The sequence below is a fragment of the Lysobacter xanthus genome, assembly GCF_047159895.1.
In genome coordinates this window covers 1-16,840 of record NZ_BAAGAB020000057.1, presented here as the reverse complement: position 1 = coordinate 16,840, position 16,840 = coordinate 1, and the positions used below count along the sequence as shown (strand labels likewise).

Annotated in this window: 16 protein-coding genes and 1 pseudogene; 9 read left to right on the top strand and 8 right to left on the bottom strand. The window is 71.8% G+C overall.

What is annotated here, in order from left to right; translation table 11 throughout:
- The 3 genes from ACY35P_RS12245 to ACY35P_RS12235 all read left to right on the top strand — a co-directional run.
- On the top strand, nucleotides 1–1,267 hold a 1,267-nt coding region (locus tag ACY35P_RS12245; protein WP_462116116.1), incomplete at its 5' end, for a peptide ABC transporter substrate-binding protein.
- Between the two features lie 10 nt (nucleotides 1,268–1,277).
- The gene (locus ACY35P_RS12240; RefSeq protein WP_462116115.1) at nucleotides 1,278–1,973 is read left to right on the top strand and encodes a VIT1/CCC1 transporter family protein; all 696 of its coding nucleotides are present in this window, start codon (nucleotides 1,278–1,280) and stop codon (nucleotides 1,971–1,973) included.
- Nucleotides 1,974–1,995: 22 nt separating this feature from the next.
- Nucleotides 1,996–2,913, top strand: coding sequence for an ABC transporter permease subunit (locus ACY35P_RS12235; RefSeq protein ID WP_462116114.1), 918 nt, complete (start codon nucleotides 1,996–1,998; stop codon nucleotides 2,911–2,913).
- On the opposite strand, the gene ACY35P_RS12230 is transcribed toward ACY35P_RS12235, so the two are convergent.
- Both ACY35P_RS12230 and yihA read right to left on the bottom strand, forming a co-directional pair.
- Complete coding sequence (locus ACY35P_RS12230; RefSeq protein ID WP_462116113.1) at nucleotides 2,914–3,357, bottom strand: nuclear transport factor 2 family protein; 444 nt, start codon at nucleotides 3,355–3,357, stop codon at nucleotides 2,914–2,916.
- Nucleotides 3,354–3,980, bottom strand: a complete 627-nt coding sequence (gene yihA, locus ACY35P_RS12225) for a ribosome biogenesis GTP-binding protein YihA/YsxC (protein WP_462116112.1) — start codon at nucleotides 3,978–3,980, stop codon at nucleotides 3,354–3,356. The genes ACY35P_RS12230 and yihA overlap by 4 nt, the downstream gene beginning before the upstream one ends.
- A gap of 129 nt (nucleotides 3,981–4,109) precedes the next feature.
- On the opposite strand from yihA, the pseudogene ACY35P_RS12220 reads away from it, so the two are divergent.
- From ACY35P_RS12220 to ACY35P_RS12200, 5 genes and pseudogenes are all read left to right on the top strand, one after another.
- Nucleotides 4,110–4,895, top strand: a pseudogene (locus tag ACY35P_RS12220) (c-type cytochrome); the annotation flags it as partial.
- 252 nt (nucleotides 4,896–5,147) lie between these two features.
- A complete protein-coding gene (locus ACY35P_RS12215; protein WP_462116111.1) occupies nucleotides 5,148–5,792 on the top strand; it encodes a thiol:disulfide interchange protein DsbA/DsbL in 645 nt (214 codons plus the stop codon).
- Between the two features lie 22 nt (nucleotides 5,793–5,814).
- Nucleotides 5,815–6,540 (top strand): thiol:disulfide interchange protein DsbA/DsbL, encoded by a 726-nt coding sequence (locus ACY35P_RS12210; RefSeq protein WP_462116110.1) that lies wholly within the window; start codon nucleotides 5,815–5,817, stop codon nucleotides 6,538–6,540.
- Nucleotides 6,541–6,629: 89 nt separating this feature from the next.
- Nucleotides 6,630–7,469, top strand: a complete 840-nt coding sequence (locus ACY35P_RS12205) for a thiol:disulfide interchange protein DsbA/DsbL (RefSeq protein ID WP_462116109.1) — start codon at nucleotides 6,630–6,632, stop codon at nucleotides 7,467–7,469.
- Nucleotides 7,470–7,506: 37 nt separating this feature from the next.
- Nucleotides 7,507–8,244, top strand: coding sequence for an endonuclease/exonuclease/phosphatase family protein (locus ACY35P_RS12200; protein WP_462116117.1), 738 nt, complete (start codon nucleotides 7,507–7,509; stop codon nucleotides 8,242–8,244).
- 3 nt (nucleotides 8,245–8,247) lie between these two features.
- Here the strand turns inward: ACY35P_RS12200 and ACY35P_RS12195 are convergent, their stop codons facing one another.
- From ACY35P_RS12195 to ACY35P_RS12170, 6 genes are all read right to left on the bottom strand, one after another.
- Complete coding sequence (locus ACY35P_RS12195) at nucleotides 8,248–9,042, bottom strand: hypothetical protein (RefSeq protein WP_462116108.1); 795 nt, start codon at nucleotides 9,040–9,042, stop codon at nucleotides 8,248–8,250.
- Between the two features lie 64 nt (nucleotides 9,043–9,106).
- Nucleotides 9,107–10,219, bottom strand: coding sequence for a sensor histidine kinase (locus ACY35P_RS12190; protein WP_462116107.1), 1,113 nt, complete (start codon nucleotides 10,217–10,219; stop codon nucleotides 9,107–9,109).
- Between the two features lie 2 nt (nucleotides 10,220–10,221).
- A complete protein-coding gene (locus ACY35P_RS12185; RefSeq protein ID WP_462116106.1) occupies nucleotides 10,222–10,665 on the bottom strand; it encodes a response regulator in 444 nt (147 codons plus the stop codon).
- Nucleotides 10,662–12,455, bottom strand: a complete 1,794-nt coding sequence (locus ACY35P_RS12180; protein ID WP_462116105.1) for a sensor histidine kinase — start codon at nucleotides 12,453–12,455, stop codon at nucleotides 10,662–10,664. Before ACY35P_RS12180 ends, ACY35P_RS12185 begins: the two co-directional genes overlap by 4 nt.
- Before the next feature lie 157 nt (nucleotides 12,456–12,612).
- The gene (locus tag ACY35P_RS12175; protein ID WP_462116104.1) at nucleotides 12,613–15,534 is read right to left on the bottom strand and encodes a TonB-dependent receptor plug domain-containing protein; all 2,922 of its coding nucleotides are present in this window, start codon (nucleotides 15,532–15,534) and stop codon (nucleotides 12,613–12,615) included.
- A 144-nt stretch (nucleotides 15,535–15,678) separates the two neighbouring features.
- Complete coding sequence (locus tag ACY35P_RS12170; protein WP_462116103.1) at nucleotides 15,679–16,473, bottom strand: sulfite exporter TauE/SafE family protein; 795 nt, start codon at nucleotides 16,471–16,473, stop codon at nucleotides 15,679–15,681.
- A gap of 114 nt (nucleotides 16,474–16,587) precedes the next feature.
- On the opposite strand from ACY35P_RS12170, the gene ACY35P_RS12165 reads away from it, so the two are divergent.
- The coding region (locus tag ACY35P_RS12165) for a hypothetical protein (RefSeq protein WP_462116102.1) at nucleotides 16,588–16,840 on the top strand (253 nt) is incomplete at its 3' end.

Below are 16,840 nucleotides of genomic sequence, written 5' to 3'. Positions count from 1 at the left end.
CAATGCGCAGGCGGTGCAGGCCGGTCGCGTCCCGCCAACCGCGCTGGGCGTGGAGGCGCCGGATGCACGCACCGTGCTGTTCCGGCTCGATCGCAGCGCGCCGCTGCCCGCGCTGCTGACGCTGCCGATCGCGTTTCCGGTCGACGTCGCCGCGGTCGCGCGGCTCGGCGCGCAGCACACGCGGCCCGGCGTGCTGGTGTCGAACGGCGCCTACCGGCTCGCGGCATGGACGCCACAGGCGAACCTCGTCGTCGAGCGCAATCCGTACTTCCATGACGCGCCGAACGTCGCCATCGGCCGCGTGCGCTACCAGGTGACCGAGGACGCCGCCGCCGAACTGCAACGCTTCGCCGCGGGCGACCTGCACATCACCGAAGCCGTGCCGCCGCAGCCGCTGGCGGCACTGCGGACCCGCTTCGGCGACCGACTGCGGCTGTCGCCGTACATCGGCGCCTTCTGGCTCGGCCTCAACACCACGCGCGCACCGTTCCGCGACGGCGACTGCGCGCCGGTGGCCGGCGTGCATGCATCGACCGGCCTGTCGCCCGTGCGCGAAGGCTGCCTCGACCGCGGCCATGCGCTGCGTCGAGCCTTGTCGCTCGCGGTCGATCGCGAGCGGCTGGTGCGCCACGTCACCGGCTTCGGCGAGCGTGCGGCGTTCGGAGTGGTGCCCTCCGGCATCGCCGGCTACACGCCCGCGGCCACGCCCTGGTCGGGCCTGCCGCAGGCACGGCGCGAGGCCGATGCGCGACGCCTGTACCGCGCAGCGGGCTTTACGCGCGAGCGGCCACTGGAGATCGAATTGCGCTACAACACCTCGACGCCGCATCGGCGCCTCGCGCTCGCCGTCGCGGCGATGTGGCGCGAGACGCTCGGCGTGCGCGTGCGGCTGCGCAACGAGGAATGGAAGGTCTTCGTCGGCAACCGCAAGCAGCGCGTGATCACGCAGGTGTTCCGCGGCGGCTGGATCGCCGATACGCCCGATGCACGCAACTTCCTCGCGGCGTTCGGTGCCGACGGCCCACTCAACTGGACGGGCTTCGACGATACGGGTTTCCGCGAGCGCCTCGCGCGGGCCGATGCCGCGCGTTCCGAGGCCGCGCGCAATGCCTGGCTGCATGCGGCGGAAACGCGGCTGCTGCAGGCCGATGCCGTGGTGCCCCTCTACTTCTACACCTCCAAGCACCTGGTCGATGCGCGCGTGCGCGGGTTCGAGGCGAACGCCCTCGACCGCCACGCGAGTCGCTGGATGCGCCTGTCCGACTGAGGAATCCGCGATGCGACCCCGCCATCCCGAACTGCATCGCGCGCATCGCGCCGGCTGGCTGCGCGCCGCCGTGCTCGGCGCCAACGACGGCATCGTCTCCATCTCCGGCCTCGTGGTCGGCGTCGCCGCGAGCGGCGCCTCGCCGTCGACGGTGCTCGCGAGCGGCATCGCCGGCGTGGTGGCCGGCGCGATGTCCATGGCGGCGGGCGAATACGTCTCCGTGCAGTCGCAGGCCGACGTCGAAACCGCGGACCTCGCGAAGGAACGACGCGAACTCGCGGAAGAGCCGGAGAGCGAGCTTCGCGAACTGGCGACCATCTGGGAGCGTCGCGGGCTCGCGCCGGACCTCGCGCGCGAGGTCGCCGTGCAGCTCACCGCGCACGATGCACTCGGCAGCCATGCGCGCGACGAGCTCGGCATCACTGACACGTTGCGCGCGCGACCGCTGCAGGCCGCGCTCGCCTCGGGTGCGGCGTTCATCAGCGGCGCGGTGCTGCCGATGGTCGCGGTCCTCGCGGCGCCGGCCGGGCGCGTCGAACGGGTCACCGTCGCAGCCACGCTCGCCGCGCTCGCGCTGTCCGGGGCGCTCGCGGGCTGGGCCGGCGGCTCGCCGATGCTGCGCGGCGCGATCCGCGTGGTCGCCTGGGGTGCCGCGGCGATGGCGGCGGCGTCGCTGATCGGTCGACTCGCGGGCGTCGCGCTGTGACGCACGCGTTCGACGCGTGACGGTGCTCCGCCGCTTCGCACGCGCGCTCGGCGAGGCCCTGCTCACGCTGTGGCTGCTCGCGACGCTCTGCTTCGTGCTGCTGCATGCGGCGCCCGGCGGGCCGTTCGACACCGAGAAAGCCGCGCCGCCCGAAGTGCAGGCCGCGCTCGCGGCGCAGTACCGGCTCGACCGGCCGCCGCTCGCGCAGTACGGCGCGTGGCTCGGCGACGTCGCGCGCGGCGATCTCGGGCCGTCGTTCCAGTACCCCGACTACCGCGTCTCGCAACTCGTCGCGCAGGCGCTGCCGGTGTCGGCACTGAATGGCGGACTGGCCTTGCTGCTCGCACTCGCGGTCGGCATTCCGGTGGGGATGCTCGCGGCGGTGCGCGCGGGCGGTCCGGTCGATCGAAGCCTGATGGCGGTCGCCGGCCTCGGCCTGGCCGTACCGAAGTTCGTGGTCGCGCCGCTGCTCGTGCTGGTGTTCGCCGTCACGCTGCACTGGCTGCCCGCCGGCGGCTGGGGCGAGGCACGCAACATCGTGCTGCCGGTACTCGCACTCGCGCTGCCGAACATCGCCTACTGCGCTCGACTGACGCGGGCCTCGTTGCTCGAGACGCTGTCGGCGGACTACCTGCGTGCCGCACGCTCGCGCGGCCTGTCGCCCACGCGCGTGCTGCTCGCGCATGCGATGCCGCCGGCGCTGCTGCCCGTCGTGGCCTGGCTGTCGCCCGCGCTCATCAACGTCGTGACCGGCTCGGCCGTCGTCGAGCAGGTGTTCGGCATCCCCGGCATGGGGCGCTACTTCGTGCAGGGCGCGCTCAACCGCGACTACACGCTCGTGCTCGGCGTGGTGCTCGCGGTCGGCGCGGCGATCGTGCTGATCAACGCGCTCGTCGACGCGCTGCGCACGGCGATCGATCCGCGCCTCGCGATCGACTGATCAGCCGGGCTTCGCGCAGTCGCCGGATTCGTCCTCGAGCCGGATCCGCAGCGCGCCGTCCTCGCGCACCAGGACGGACGAATACGAGTAGGTCCTGGCCGACTTGTCATCGCTGGTCCATTCGAAGCGTCCCGCGACCAGCGCCGCATCCGCGCCGAGCGCTTCGATCGACAGGTCCTTCCACGCGAACGCGGCCGGGCCGGGCCATTTCGTCGTGTACTGGGTGACGAGCGCGGCCTTGGGCACGAGCGTCTTGTGCCCGCAGCCGAGGAAGTAGGCGCCATCCCGCGCGTAGCGCGCGGCGACCGCCGCACCGTCGCGACGCGCCAAGTCCTGCTCGTACGCCTGCATGAAGGCGCGCGCCTCGGCGACGATGCCCGGCGGTTCGACTTGCACAGGGGCGGACGACGCCGCGGCGGCGAACATCAGGATGCTCATCATCATCGGGGCAGCTCCATCCAGGTGGCGATCACGTCGCGGGCCTCGTCGACGCCCTGCTTCGACTCGCCGGAGAAGACCTGCACGCCGACGCTGTCGCCGAAGCGCGACTGCATTTCCTTGCTCACCGCATGCATCGTCTGCATCTGCTGGCCGCGGCCGAGCTTGTCGGCCTTGGTCAGCAGCGCATGTGCGGGGAGGCCGCGGTTGACCGCGTAGCCGAGCATCTGCAGGTCGTAGTCCTTGAGCGGATGGCGGATGTCCATGATCACGACCAGGCCCTTCAGCGCCTCGCGCGTCGTGAAGTAGCGGTCGATGAACGCCTGCCAGTGCGCCTGCAGGTCCTTCGGGACCTTCGCGTAGCCATAGCCGGGCAGGTCGACGAGGTACTTGTTGCCGGGCTCCTCGTTCTGCTTCGGCGTGAAGTCGAAGAAGACCAGCTGCTGGGTGCGGCCGGGTGTCTTGGAGACGCGGGCGAGCGCGCCCTGCTGGCAGATCGCGTTGAGGGCGGTGGACTTGCCCGCGTTCGAGCGGCCGGCGAAGGCGACCTCGAAGCCGCCGTCGGGCGGAAGCTGGGCCATGGTGTGCGCCGACAGCAGGTAGCGGGCGCGCTGGAAGGGATTGGACATGCGACAAGGATCGCATGCCGGCCGCCCGGAACCCGACCCGCGTTGACCCGGCCGGCGGGCGGCGCGGATAATTCCGCAGTTGCGGCGTCCGATCCCGGCGCCTTCCCCGTGTTCCCGGAGTTCTTTCGAATGCGCCATGCCCGCGCCTACGGCCTTGCCGGCCTCGCCGCCCTCGCGGTCGCCGCCGTCGCCGTCGCCCAGACCACCGTCACTCCGGTGCCGGACAAGGCGCCCGTGCAGGTCGCGCCGCTCGCCGGCGCCGAGGAGCACGCGACCTGGGGCGACCCGAAGAAGGGCCAGTCCAAGGCCGGCGCCTGCGCCGCCTGCCATGGCCTCGACGGCAACCCTGCGGTGCCCGCCTACCCGCGCCTCGCCGGCATGCCGGAGCGCTACGTCGCCCAGCAGCTCGCGCTGTTCAAGAGCCACGAGCGCACCAGCGGCATGGCCGCGGTGATGTATCCGATCGCCGAGCCGCTGACCGCGCAGGACATGCGCGACCTCGGCGCCTGGTTCCAGACGCAGAAGCCGGGCGCCGGCATCGCCGACGACACCGCGATCGCGGCCGGTCCGAACGCCGGCAAGAAGTACTTCGAAGTCGGCCAGCAGCTGTTCCGCGGTGGCGACAAGGCGCGCGGCATCCCGGCGTGCATGGGCTGCCACGGGGCCGCGGGCCAGGGCAATCCGGGCCCGGCCTACCCGATGCTCTCGGGCCAGCAGGCCGACTACGCGAAGCGTCGCCTCGAGGAATACCGCACGGGCACCGGCGCGCCGGCGACCTACAAGAACTTCCACATCATGGCGTCGATCGCCTCGAAGCTGACCGACGAGGAGATCGGCTCGCTGGCCAGCTACATCCAGGGCCTGCACGATCGCGCGAACGATGCCGGCGCCGCGACCGCGGTGACCGGCGGCGCGTCCGGCCCGGCTCCGGCCGCGACGCCGGTCGCCCCGACCAGCGTGCCCGCGCAGACCACCGCGCCGGTGCAGCCGGCCAGCGCGGCCGGCCAGCCCGAGGCGGCCCAGCCGGCGGCCCCGGCCGCGGCGACCCCGACGCAGGGTTGAACTTCACGCCGGCCGGCCGGTCCCACGTGGCCGCCTGACCCGCCTGACGCCGGTCGTGCCTAGCGCGGCCGGCGTCTTTCGTTTCCGCTTCCGAGTTCCTCGCCCATGAAGACGTTCATCCGCCTCGCCGCCGCCCTCCTGCTGGTCGTCGCGCTGCCGCTCGCCGCGGCGCCGAAGGCTCCGGTCGAGGGCGAGGATTACGAGACCATCGCCGCCGGTGCGCCGTACCGCGTGGTGCCCGGCACCATCGAGGTCGCCGAGGTGTTCGGCTATCCCTGCCCGCACTGCGCGCATTTCGAGCCGGTGCTGCAGGCGTGGGTGGCCAAGCTGCCGGCGAAGGCGCGCTTCGTCGCGATCCCGGCCGACTTCCGCGACGACTGGGTGCCGTATGCCCGCGCCTACTTCGCGGCGCAAGCGCTCGGCGTCGCCCAGCGCAGCCATGCCGCGATGTACGACGCGCTGCACGTCGAGGAATCGCTGCCGCTGAGCCGGCCCGCGCCCGAGGAGATCGCGCCGTTCTACCAGCGCTTCGGCATCGCGCCCGCCCGCTTCCTCGCCGCCTACCGCGCCCCCGCGGTCGATGCGCAGATGAAGCAGGCCCGCGCCTTCATCGTGCGCAGCGGCGTGGACGGCACGCCCGCGCTGATCGTTGCCGGCCGCTACCGCGTGACCTCCGGTTCCCGCGACGCGCAGCTCGCCACCGCCCGTTGGCTGGTGGACCGCGAGCTCGCCGCGATGAAGTCCCGCTGATCGTCCGCACCGGAGACACCGCATGAACCGTACCGCCCTGCTCCGCTGCGCCGCCGTGCTGGCCGGCGCCCTGCTGCTGTCGGCCTGCGAGAAGGTCCCGCCGCGCACGCCGGCCGCCGCCACGACCGCGCCCGCCGCGCCGACCGCCCCCGCCGCCGACGTCGCGCCGGCCGCCGATGGCCTGGTGCCGGGCCGCGACTACGTCGAGATCAAGGGCGGCGCCCCGCTCGAGGCCAAGGCCGGCACGATCGAAGTCGCCGAGGCCTTCGGCTACACCTGCCCGCACTGCGCGCACTTCGAGCCGATGCTGGCGGAATGGCGCGCGAAGCAGCCCGCCGACGTGCGCTTCGTCCCGGTGCCCGCGCCGTTCGGCGGCTGGTGGCAGCCCTTCGCGAAGGCCTACTACGCGGCGGAGTCGCTCGGCATCGCGGACGAGACGCATGCCGCCGTGTTCGATGCGATCCACGTCAGCAAGACGCTGCCCGCGCCGCCCGCGATCGCGACCGACGCGCAGATCGCGGCCTTCTATGCGAAGCACGGCGCCGATGCGGCCGAGTTCGCCAAGCGCATGGCGAGCCCGGAGATCCAGCAGAAGGTCTCGCGCGCCAACGACTTCCTCAACCGCTCGGGCGCCGACGCCACCCCGATGCTGATCGTCGCGGGCCGCTACCGCGTGCTCGGTGCCACGCCGACCGACGCGCTGCGCATCGTCGACACCCTCGTCGCCCGCGAGCGCGCCGCGCGCTGACGTCGACGCGGCGTCCTCCACCCCGCCGCTATGCTGTTCCCGTCCCCGGCGCGCCGATGAGGCGCCGCCCCCGTCAGGAGATCGTCCCGATGTCGACCCGTCCCCTCGCCCGCCTGGCCGTGCTGCGTTATCCGCTCGTGCTCGGCCTCGCGCTGCTGGCGACCGCCTGCAGCAAGGGCGGCGACACCTCGACCGCCCCGGCCGCCGACACCGCCGCTGCCGCGGGCACGCCGGCCGCGACCGCCGAAGCCACGCCCGCCACGACGACGCCGCCGCCCGCCGCACCCGTGCGCCAGCCCGGCCCGATCGTGCCGCCGCAGGGCCCCGCGCCCGTGCTCGGCGAGGACTACGAGGAGATCGCCGGCGGCACGCCGTGGCAGGCGACGCCCGGCAAGGTCGAGGTCGTCGAGGTGTTCGGCTACGTCTGCCCGGCCTGCGCCGCGTTCGCGCCCGTGGTCGAGCCGTGGCACATGAAGCTCCCGGCCGACGTCGACTTCCGCTACGTCGCCGCGCCGTTCGGTCCGGAATGGGACCCGTATGCGAAGGCGTTCTACGTGGCCGAGCAGATGGGGCTCGTCGAGCGCTCGCACATGGCACTGATCGACGCGATCCACGTGAAGGATTCGATGCCCGGCGAAGGCGACAAGCCCGACGAGCAGAAGATCGCCAACTTCTACGCGCAGTACGGCGCGGACCCGAAGCAGTTCCTCGGGATGATGCAGAGCTTCGCGGTGGCGACGAAGGTGAACCAGGGTCGCCAGTGGATGGTGAAGAGCGGCGTGACCGGCACGCCGACGATCATCGTCGACGGCAAGTACCGCGTGACCACCCGCAAGGGCTTCCCGGACATGCTGCGCGTGACCGAGCACCTGATCGCCCGCGAGCGCGCGGCGATGGCGGGTGGCGCGCAGCCGTCCGCGGGCGGCTGAGGCGGCACCGGGCGACGTGGGCGGCCAGCGCCTCAAGCTGCTCAGCGCGAACATCCAGGCCGGCTCCAGCACGCGCGGCTACCACGACTACGTCGCGCGCAGCTGGTCGCACGTGCTGCCGGTCGGCGACAAGCGCGGCAGCCTCGACGCGATCGCGCGGCTGGCCGGCGAGCACGACATCGTCGGCCTGCAGGAGAGCGATCCGGGCAGCCTGCGATCCGGCTTCACGAACCAGACGCACTACCTCGCGCAGCGTGCCGGCTTCGCTTACTGGAGCCACCAGCCGAACCGGCGCATGGGTGGCGTGGCGTCCAGCGCGAACGGGCTGCTGAGCCGCGTCGAGCCGGCCGAAGTGGTGGTGCATGCGCTGCCCGGCCGGGTGAAGGGCCGGGGCGTCATGCTCGCGCGGTTCGGCCGTTGCGAACGCCCGCTCACGATCGCCGTCGCCCATCTCTCGTTGGGCGCGGGCTCGCGTCTCGCGCAGCTCGCCTTCATCGCCGAGCTGCTGCACGACGATCCGCATGCGGTGCTGATGGGCGACTTCAACTGCACCATCGAGCAGCCCGAGATGGAACTGCTGTTCAAGCGCACGCGCCTGCAGCCGCCCGCCTCGTGCGTGCCGACGTTCCCGAGCTGGGCGCCGCAGCGCGCGATCGACCACATCCTCGTCGGCGACGGCCTGCGCGCGGCCGGACAGCGCGCGGTGCCGGCCGCGTTTTCCGACCACCTGGCGCTCTCGATCGAACTCGACGTGCCGGACGCCTGCCTGCAGTAGCGATCAGTCCTCGCGGCGCGTCGCCTGCTCGACGCGCGACCGCAGCTCCGCATCGGCATAGACGTCACGCAGCAGCTTGAGCGCGTGCTCGAGCCGCGGGCTGTCGGCGAGCCGCATGCGTTCGATCCAGCGCGCGGACGGCGTGAAGTCGGTGAGGTCGATGCCGGTGGCCTGCCGGATCTCCTCGAGCTTGCGCAGGCCCGCCTGCAGGCGCTCGCGCTCGCGACGCAGCTGCGGATCGCCGTCGGTCGCCGCGTCGCGTACCTGCTGCTGGCGCTCGAACTCCCGACGGTGGTGCGCCGCGAGTGCGGCGAGGTCGTCGCGATCGAACTTCGAGCGCGCGCGCATGAACGAGGCGAGGAAGGCGCGCGGCATGGGCTCGGGCTCAAGCGCCGCGGGCAGCACGCGCCGCCGGATCGTGCCGCCCGCGCCCAGCTCCCACAGGCCCCAGCCCACCGGCAGCTCGCCTTCCTTGACGACCCCCGGCGCGGCGAACAGGCACCAGCGATCGCAGTAGCGCGCGATGCGGTCGGCCTTGGCGGGATTCTTCAGCTCGGCGAGCCAGTCGCCGCGCGCGCACTTGAACTCGAAGCCGGTAAGCTCGAAGCCGCGCGAGGCATGCAGCGACATCACCAGCGCATCCGCACGCGAGCCGTGCACGCTGCCGGTGGCCTCGCGCACCTCGAAGACGGTGACGAACTCGTCGACCGGATGCGCGAGCCGCAGCGCGGCGCACAGGTCGTGGCTGGTGATCTTCGGTTCGGTCATGCCGGCGACGGCAACGGCGGGGGAGGACATGCGCATCGGGGCCGACGGGACGTCGCGCCAGTGTGTCGGCGCCCGGTCTCAACCCGTGCGACGTTCAGCCGGCGACGGCGGCGTCCACCGGCGCCCGCGGCAGCGTGAGCCGCATCGTCGTGCCTTCGCCGGGCAGGCTGTGGATCTCCAGCCGGCCGCCGACCGCCTCGACGATCCGGCGGCACGACAACAGGCCGAGGCCGGTGCCCTCGGCCTTGGTCGTGAAGAACGGCGTGAACAGCCGCGCCAGCACTTCGGGCGCGATGCCCGTGCCGGTGTCGCGCACGTCGATGCGGACGCGCGATCCCGAGCCGTCGGGCACGAGGTCGACGCCGACCTCGAGTCGCCCTGAGGGCTGCCCCTCCATCGCCTGCAGCGCGTTCAGGCCGAGGTTGAGGAGGCACTGCTGCAGGGAGGTGGCATCGAGCGCGACGCGCACGCCCGGAGCGACGGTCGCGAACTCGATGCGCACGCTCGGCGGCACCGAGCCGGCCAGCAGCAGCCGCACGCCCGTCAGCACTTCCGCGAGGTCCGCGTGTCCGGCTTCCGTGCGTCCGCCGCGGGCGTAGTCGACCATCGCCTGCGCGAGGTCGTTCCCCCGCCGTGCGGCTTCCTCGACGATCTCCGCGGCGCGCAGCACCGTCGTGCGGTCGTCCTTGACGCGCAACAGGTGGGGCAGCAGCCCCAGCGGCTGCAGCACGTTGCGCAGGTCGTGGGACAGGCCGGCGACGAGCAGGCCCAGCGCCTCGTTGCGCTGGGCGCGCAGGAGTTCCCGGTCGGCGCGCTCGCGCTCGGCGAAGGACTCGGCCTCGCGCACCGCGCGCTGCAGCGCGCTGCACAGGCGCTTCGGGTTCTGCTTGAGCACGTAATCCGTCGCGCCCTGGTGCAGCGCGAGCACCGCCGCGTCCTCGCCCATCGCGCCGGACAGGAACACGAACGGCAGGCGTGGCGCGAGTTCGCGCACCAGGCGCAGCGCGTGCGCGCCCGAGAAGCCCGGCAGCTCGGAATCGGACACCACCACGTCCGGCAGCGTGCCCGCGAGGGCCGCGCGCAGGCCGGCCTCGTCGTCCACCCGATCGAACCCGTGGGCGAGGCCCTCGTCGTCGAGCAGGGCGGAGAAAAGCTCCGCGTCCTCCACGGAGTCCTCGACCCACAGGATCCGCAGCGGACGCGCCATCGTCAGCGACCGGCCGCCGGCGCTTCGTTGAACACGGCCCAGAACTGGCCGAGCGTGCGCACCGCGACGAAGAACTGGTCGACGTCCACCGGCTTCACCACGTAGGCGTTGACGCCCAGGTTCCAGCTGCGCGCGAGGTCGTTCTCCTCGCGCGAGGACGACAGGATCACCACCGGCAGCGCGTTGAACTTCGAGTCCTCGCGCAGCTGGCGAAGGACTTCGAGCCCGTCCATGCGCGGCATCTTGATGTCCAGCAGCAGCACGGCGGGCAGCTCGTCCGGGCGATCGGCGAAGGCGCCGCGACGGAGCAGGAAATCGAGTGCCTCGACGCCGTCCTCGACATGCACGATCGGGTTGGCGAGGTTCGCCTCGCGCAGCGCATCGAGCGCCATTTCGGCGTCGGCGGGACTGTCTTCGGCCAGCAGGATGGTGCGCAACGGATTCATGCGATCTCCGGGGAACGGGCGGGCGCATCGAGCTGCGCGGGCAAGGTGAAATGGAAGGTGGCGCCGCGGTCGAGCTCGGCCTCGGCCCAGACCCGGCCATCATGACGCGTCACGACCCGCCGCACGCTGGCGAGCCCGATGCCCGTGCCCGGGTATTCGCTGGCCTTATGCATGCGCTGGAAGACGCCGAACAGCTTCGAGGCGTAGGCCATGTCGAACCCGGCCCCATTGTCGCGCACCGTGAACTGGTGCGCGCCGTCCGCCGCCCGGGCGTAGTCGACGTGGATGACCGGCGGCGTGCGATGTCCGCTGTACTTGACCGCATTGCCGAGCAGGTTCTGCCAGGCCTGCCGCATCATGTTCTCGTCGGCGACGACGATCGGCAGCGGTGCGATGTGCCATTCGATCCGGGCGGCACCCGGGTGTTCGTTCGATCGCGTGGCGTCGAACATGGCGCGCAGTTCGGCCACGAGCGATTGCATGTCGACCGCCTGCAGCCGCATGGCATTGCGTCCGAGGCGGCTGTAGACCAGCAGGTCGTCGATCAGTTCGCCCATGCGCCGCGACGAATCCGAGATCACCCGCAGGTAGTGGAGTGACTTGTCGTCCGCGGCGTCGCCGAGATGGCGGCCGAGCTTGTCCGCGAAGCCGGCGATGTGCCGAAGCGGCGCGCGCAGGTCGTGCGAGACCGAGTAGCTGAAGGCCTCGAGTTCGCGGTTCACCTCGGAGACCTGGCCGACCTTGCCCTCCAGCTGTCGATTCAGCTCGCGCACCTGGTCCTCGGCGGCCTTGTGCGCCGTGAAGTCGCTGGCGGTGATGAGGACGCCCGTCCCGTCGGTGCCGGGCATGCGCAGGGCGTTGATCACCATGTGCCGCGTCTGCCCGTCGTCGGTGGCCTGTGTCAGCTCGAAGTCCCACAGTTCGCGGCCGCGCGCGGCCACGTCGCGCAACCGCTGCAGGAAGACCGTGTCGGACCACGCGCCCGCGCCGATGCCGGTGAGTTCGCGGCCTTCGGCCTCGTCCTCGGCCAGGCCGTACAGCGAGCGGAAGGCCTCGTTCGCGACCACCAGCCGCAGGTCGCCGTCGAGCATCGCGATGGGCTCGTGCACCGATTGCAGGATGGCCTGCGCGCGATCCGCCGCCTGGCGGCTGACCTGTTCGTTCGCGACGCGCCGGTCCGTCTCGCGCTTCCAGAGCACCGCGAACGTCGACAGCAAGACCAGCTGCGCGAGCGCGGCGAGCACGGCCGCCCACTGCGCCCGCTCCCGCGCCCGGTCGGAGAGCCGCATGCGCTGCGTCGCCAGGCGCGTCTCCGCCGCGATGATATCCGCGGCGATCACGCGGATCGGCGATCGCGTCGTCATCGCCTCAGCCTCGGCCTTCAGGGTGCGCGGGTCCGCCGAGGCTTCGATGCGCGCGGCATATGCGAAGCGCTGCTCGATGCGATCGCGGAGCTGTCCGATCCGGACCTGCTGTTCCGGGTTGTCGCGGGTGAGCCGCTGCAGATGGTCGAGATCGGCCGGGCCACCGCTCAGGGCCGCCCGAAGGCGCTCGCGCACCAGCGGCGTATCGATGCCCAGCACGCGGGCCAGGGCCGCGGACTCCGCGTCGCGTACGTCGGTGACCACCGAGCGGGCGACCGCCTCGACCTGAAGGGTGTGCGAGAGGCGTTGGGCGGCTTCGAACGAGCTGCGGTCGAGCGCGCGCTGGACCAGAAACGGGACGAAGACGACCGCGCCAATTCCGACCAGGATCAGGGCGACGCGAAGCTGGGCAGTGCGCTGGGGCATCGACGATCCGTCGGGGAGCGGCTGCCGATGGTAGCGCCGCCCGCCCGTCCCCGACCGCGTAGCGCCGATCAGCGCCCGACCGCGGCGCCGATCCCTCCATAAAAAAACGGCCGGTGGGTCGCCCCACCGGCCGTCGCTGCTCCGGAACGGTCGCCCGTCAGAAGCGGTAGTTCATGTCCACGTACCAGAAACGGCCCGGCAGGTCGTACGTACCGGCGTCGTACCCGTTGAGCGAGCAGGTCAGGCAGATCGGCGGGCGCTTGTCGAAGATGTTGTTCACGCCGACGCCGAGCTTGAGGCGGTCGAGGCCGAGCGCGTCGCGCCAGGCGAACTGCACGTCGTGGTACGTCGTGCCGCCGAGGCGATGGCGCGCATCCGCCGTGTCGCAGCCCGGCAGGCCCTCGAGGTCGCCGTTGCAGAGCTCGTCGACGGCGCTCACGTAGCGCGTGTTCCAGTTCGCGTCGAACTGGCCCATGCGCCAGCCCAGCTGCAGGTTCGCCTGCCACTCGGGGATCGCGCTGTCGTCCACCTCGATGCCCACGCGCCGCGAGGCGGTGTTGCCGTCGGCGTCGACCGCCTCGTAGCTGAAGACGCGCGTGGCCTGGAACGAGGCATTGAGGGTGCCGAAGCTCCAGTCCGGACCCGTCCAGTTGACCTTGACGTCGGCGCCGGACGTCTTGATCGCGCCGAGGTTGTCGAGGAAGTTCTCCGGCGGACGCAGGTCACCGCTGGAGATGCGGCTGAACGGCGCGCACAGCTTCGCGTCGGTGCCGCCGGCCGCGAGGCAGGCGTTGAGCAGCGCCTGGATGTCGCGCGCCTGGATCGCGCCCTCGATCTTGTGGCGGTAGTACGTCACCTCGAAGTCGGTGCGGCGCGACCAGGCCTGGTTCTCGGCCCACGACGGGCTGTACACGAAGCCGGTCGTGAAGCTCTTCGACTCCTCCGGCTGCAGGTTCGGATTGCCGCCGGTGAACGTGGTGATCTGCGTGTTGGCCTGGCGGAAGCCGTTGGGCACGCCCTGCGCGCGGCAGGCCGTCTCGAGCGGCGTCGTGTTGTTCCCGTTGCTGCCGTCGACGACGAGCGCGCCGTTCGACGGGCCGCACGGGTCGACCAGCGTCGCGCCGAACTGGGTCAGGCCGTACAGCTCGCCGAGGTTCGGCGCGCGGAAGCCCTCGGAGTACGTGCCGCGGAGCACGAAGTCCTTGATGGGCTGCCAGCGGAAGCCGAGCTTGCCGGTGGTGGCGCCACCGAACGTCGAGTAGTCGGAGTAACGCAGCGCGCCACTGAGGTCGAGCGTGGACAGCAGCGGCACGCTCAGCTCGGTGTAGATCTCGCTGACGTCGTACGACGACGAGACCGGCGCGGCGAACGAGTCCTGCGACTCGCCGGTCTGGCGCAGCGGATCGGGATTGAAGTCGCCGCGGTACTTGCGGTGCTCGACGCCGGCCGCGAAGCCGGCCGAGCGGTCGCCGATGTCGAAGATGTCGCCGCTGATGTTCGCCTGCACGAGGTCGAGCACCTGCTTGCTCGCGTCGCGCTGCGTGGTGCGGATGAAGTCGATCATCTGCTGCGTCATCGGCCGGCCCTGGCCGCCGAACAGGTCGAGCGGCACGCAACCCGGCGTCGCCGCGCAGATGGCCGGGTCGCCGAGCGCGAGCTTGATGCGCGCGACGTTGTAGCCGTTGTAGAACGTCTGCTCGGCCTTGTTCTCCGAGTGCACGATGTTCGCATCCCAGTTGAAGACGCGCGTGCTGCCGAAGCTGCCGTCGAGGCCCACGTTGAAGTACGTGGTGTCGACGTCCTGGTCGAAGATGCGCGGGCCGACCTCGAGCGGGCGACGGCCGATGAACAGGAAGTTGCTGTTCGCGTCGAGCGTGATGCCGAACGGATTGAACGGATGGTTGGCCGGGATGCTGACCGTGTCCGCGATGCCGGCCGTGCCCGCGCCGGGGCCCACGAAGATCGGCTCGGGCGCGGCCTGGTTGGACGACTTGCGATTGTTGTAGAGCGCCTTGACGTGCAGGCGCAGGTTTTCGTTGACGTCGTAGCCGAGGCTGGTGAACAGCGCCTGGCGCTTGCTGGGCGTCAGCAGCAGGTTGAAGGGCGCGAAGTTGAAGCGGTCGGCCGACGTGAAGCCGTGGTACGTGCCGCCGGTCTGCGTGCCCGGCACGAAGACCGGGTTCGTCGTGCCGTTGTTGAGCGTGATGTTGTAGAACACCGGATCGTTGCCGGCGCTGCCGCAGAAGCCCGGCGTGCCCGGCGTGGTGATGCGCGGATCGCAGAAGCGGAAACGGCCCTGCGGCGTGCCGGACGAGCCGTAGGCGAGGCCGCCGCCCGGCACCGGGAACGCGGACTGCTCGTAGGCGCCCGAGCTGATCGCATCCTGCTCGTAGTAGCTCGCCGAGAAGATCGCGTTCCAGCGGTCGCCGCTGCCGCCGAGCGTGAAGCTCGTGTCCTTGGTCGCGCCGCCCTTCGGATACTCGCCGTAGTAGGCGTGGATGCCGGCGCCGTCGAACTTCTTGCGGGTGATGATGTTGATGACGCCCGCGATGGCGTCGGAGCCGTAGATGGCCGATGCGCCGTCCTCGAGCACTTCGACGCGCTCGACGATCGACAGCGGGATGGTGTTGAGGTCGGCCGAGCCGCTCACGCCGGACGCGGAGGACTCGTTGACCCAGCGGATGCCGTCGACGAGCACGAGCACGCGCTGGCTGCCGAGGTTGCGCAGGTCGACCTGCGCCGAGCCGGCGCCGATGCCGCCACCGCTCGACGGATAGCCGAAGTTGCCCGACGAGTTGAACTTGGCGTTGAGCGCCTTGCCGCTCGCGGTGAGCTGCTGGAGGATCTCGCCGACCGACTGCACGCCGGTGGCCTCGAGCTTCTGCCGGTCGAGCACGAAGACCGGCTGGGCGGTGACCTTGTCGGTCTGCTTGATGCGCGAACCGGTGATCGTCACCGTATCGAGCTGGCGGGCCGAGTCGGCCGGGGCCGCGTCCTGCGCGGCCGCCAGGCCGGGCACCGCGACGAGGAGGGACAACTGGATGGCTTTCGCCAGGGTCTGACGCCGCAACGCTTTCATCGACTTCTCTCTCCGTAAGAAATTCAAAGCAGGGCCCCGCCGCCGAACGTCCTGCGGCGTGATCGGGTTGTAAACGTTTCGTGAACCCGTCACAAGCGCCGAACTTCAGGGGGACCGATGTCGGCCGATAAACGTCGGCTGGGCTCAGCGTCCGATGAGAAGCGACGCCGCCACCGCGACCAGGAACAGGGCGAAGACCCGCTTGAGCTGCGGGCCGCTGATCCGATGGGCGAGCCGGGTGCCCCAAGGGGCGGCGAGGACCGAGGCGACCGCCACCCCGATCGCGGCAGGCAGGTAGACGTAGCCGACGGCGTGACTCGCCAGGCCGCCGTCGGGCCGGTGGAGCATGTAGCCCACCGCGCTGCCGAGCCCGATCGCCACGCCGCAGGCCGAGGAGGTGCCTACGGCCCGCACCGGGGCGACCCGCCGCCAGACCAGCAGCGGCACGGTCATGCTGCCGCCGCCGATCCCGACCAGCGCCGACACCACGCCGATCACGGCCCCCGCCAGGCTCATCGCCGGGCCGCGCGGCACGACGCCAGCGTTCTCGGCCCGCGGCCGGGCCAGCATCAGCTGCGCGGCCGCGACCAGGCAGTAGCCCGCGACGCCCAGCCGCAGCACGGCACCGGGGACGTTCACCGCGATCGCGCTGCCGATCAGCCCGCCGACCAGCAGCCCCGGCACCATCCAGACGACCGTCGGCCACAGCACCGCGCCACGGCGCGCATGGGCGCGCGCCGAGGCCGCGGCGGTGAAGACGATGCTCGCGAGCGACGTCGCGAGCGCGGCATGCATCGCGGCTTCGGCCGGGACGCCGAAGTGCGGCAGCAGGAAGGCGAGCGCGGCGACCAGCACCAGCCCGCCGCCGACGCCGAGCAGCCCGGCGAGCACGCCCGCCACCGCGCCCAGCAGCGGGAACAGCAGCCATTCGAAGGTCATCGCGGTGCTCCCGGGAAACCGCGCAGCCTGCCCGCCGCGGCGGCCGCGCGCCAGCCGTGCGGGTGCCGGCGCGGTGACGACGGAACGTTCAGATCGCGTCGCTATAGTCGGGCGATGCGCCGAATTCCCGCCCCGTTGCCCGCGTGCCTGCTGCTGGCCATCGCCATGCTCGGCGGCTGCGCGCAGATACCGCCGCCCGAGACGGGCTCGCGCCCGGGAACCGCGGTCGCGCCCGCCACGCCGACCGGCGTGGTGCGCACCGATCCGCAACAGGCGCGCGTGCGCGAGGCCTACGCGATCCTCGACGACCTGCGCAATGCGACGGGCCGGGTGGTGAGGAAGGCGAGGGCGACGGGTTCGCCGGGCG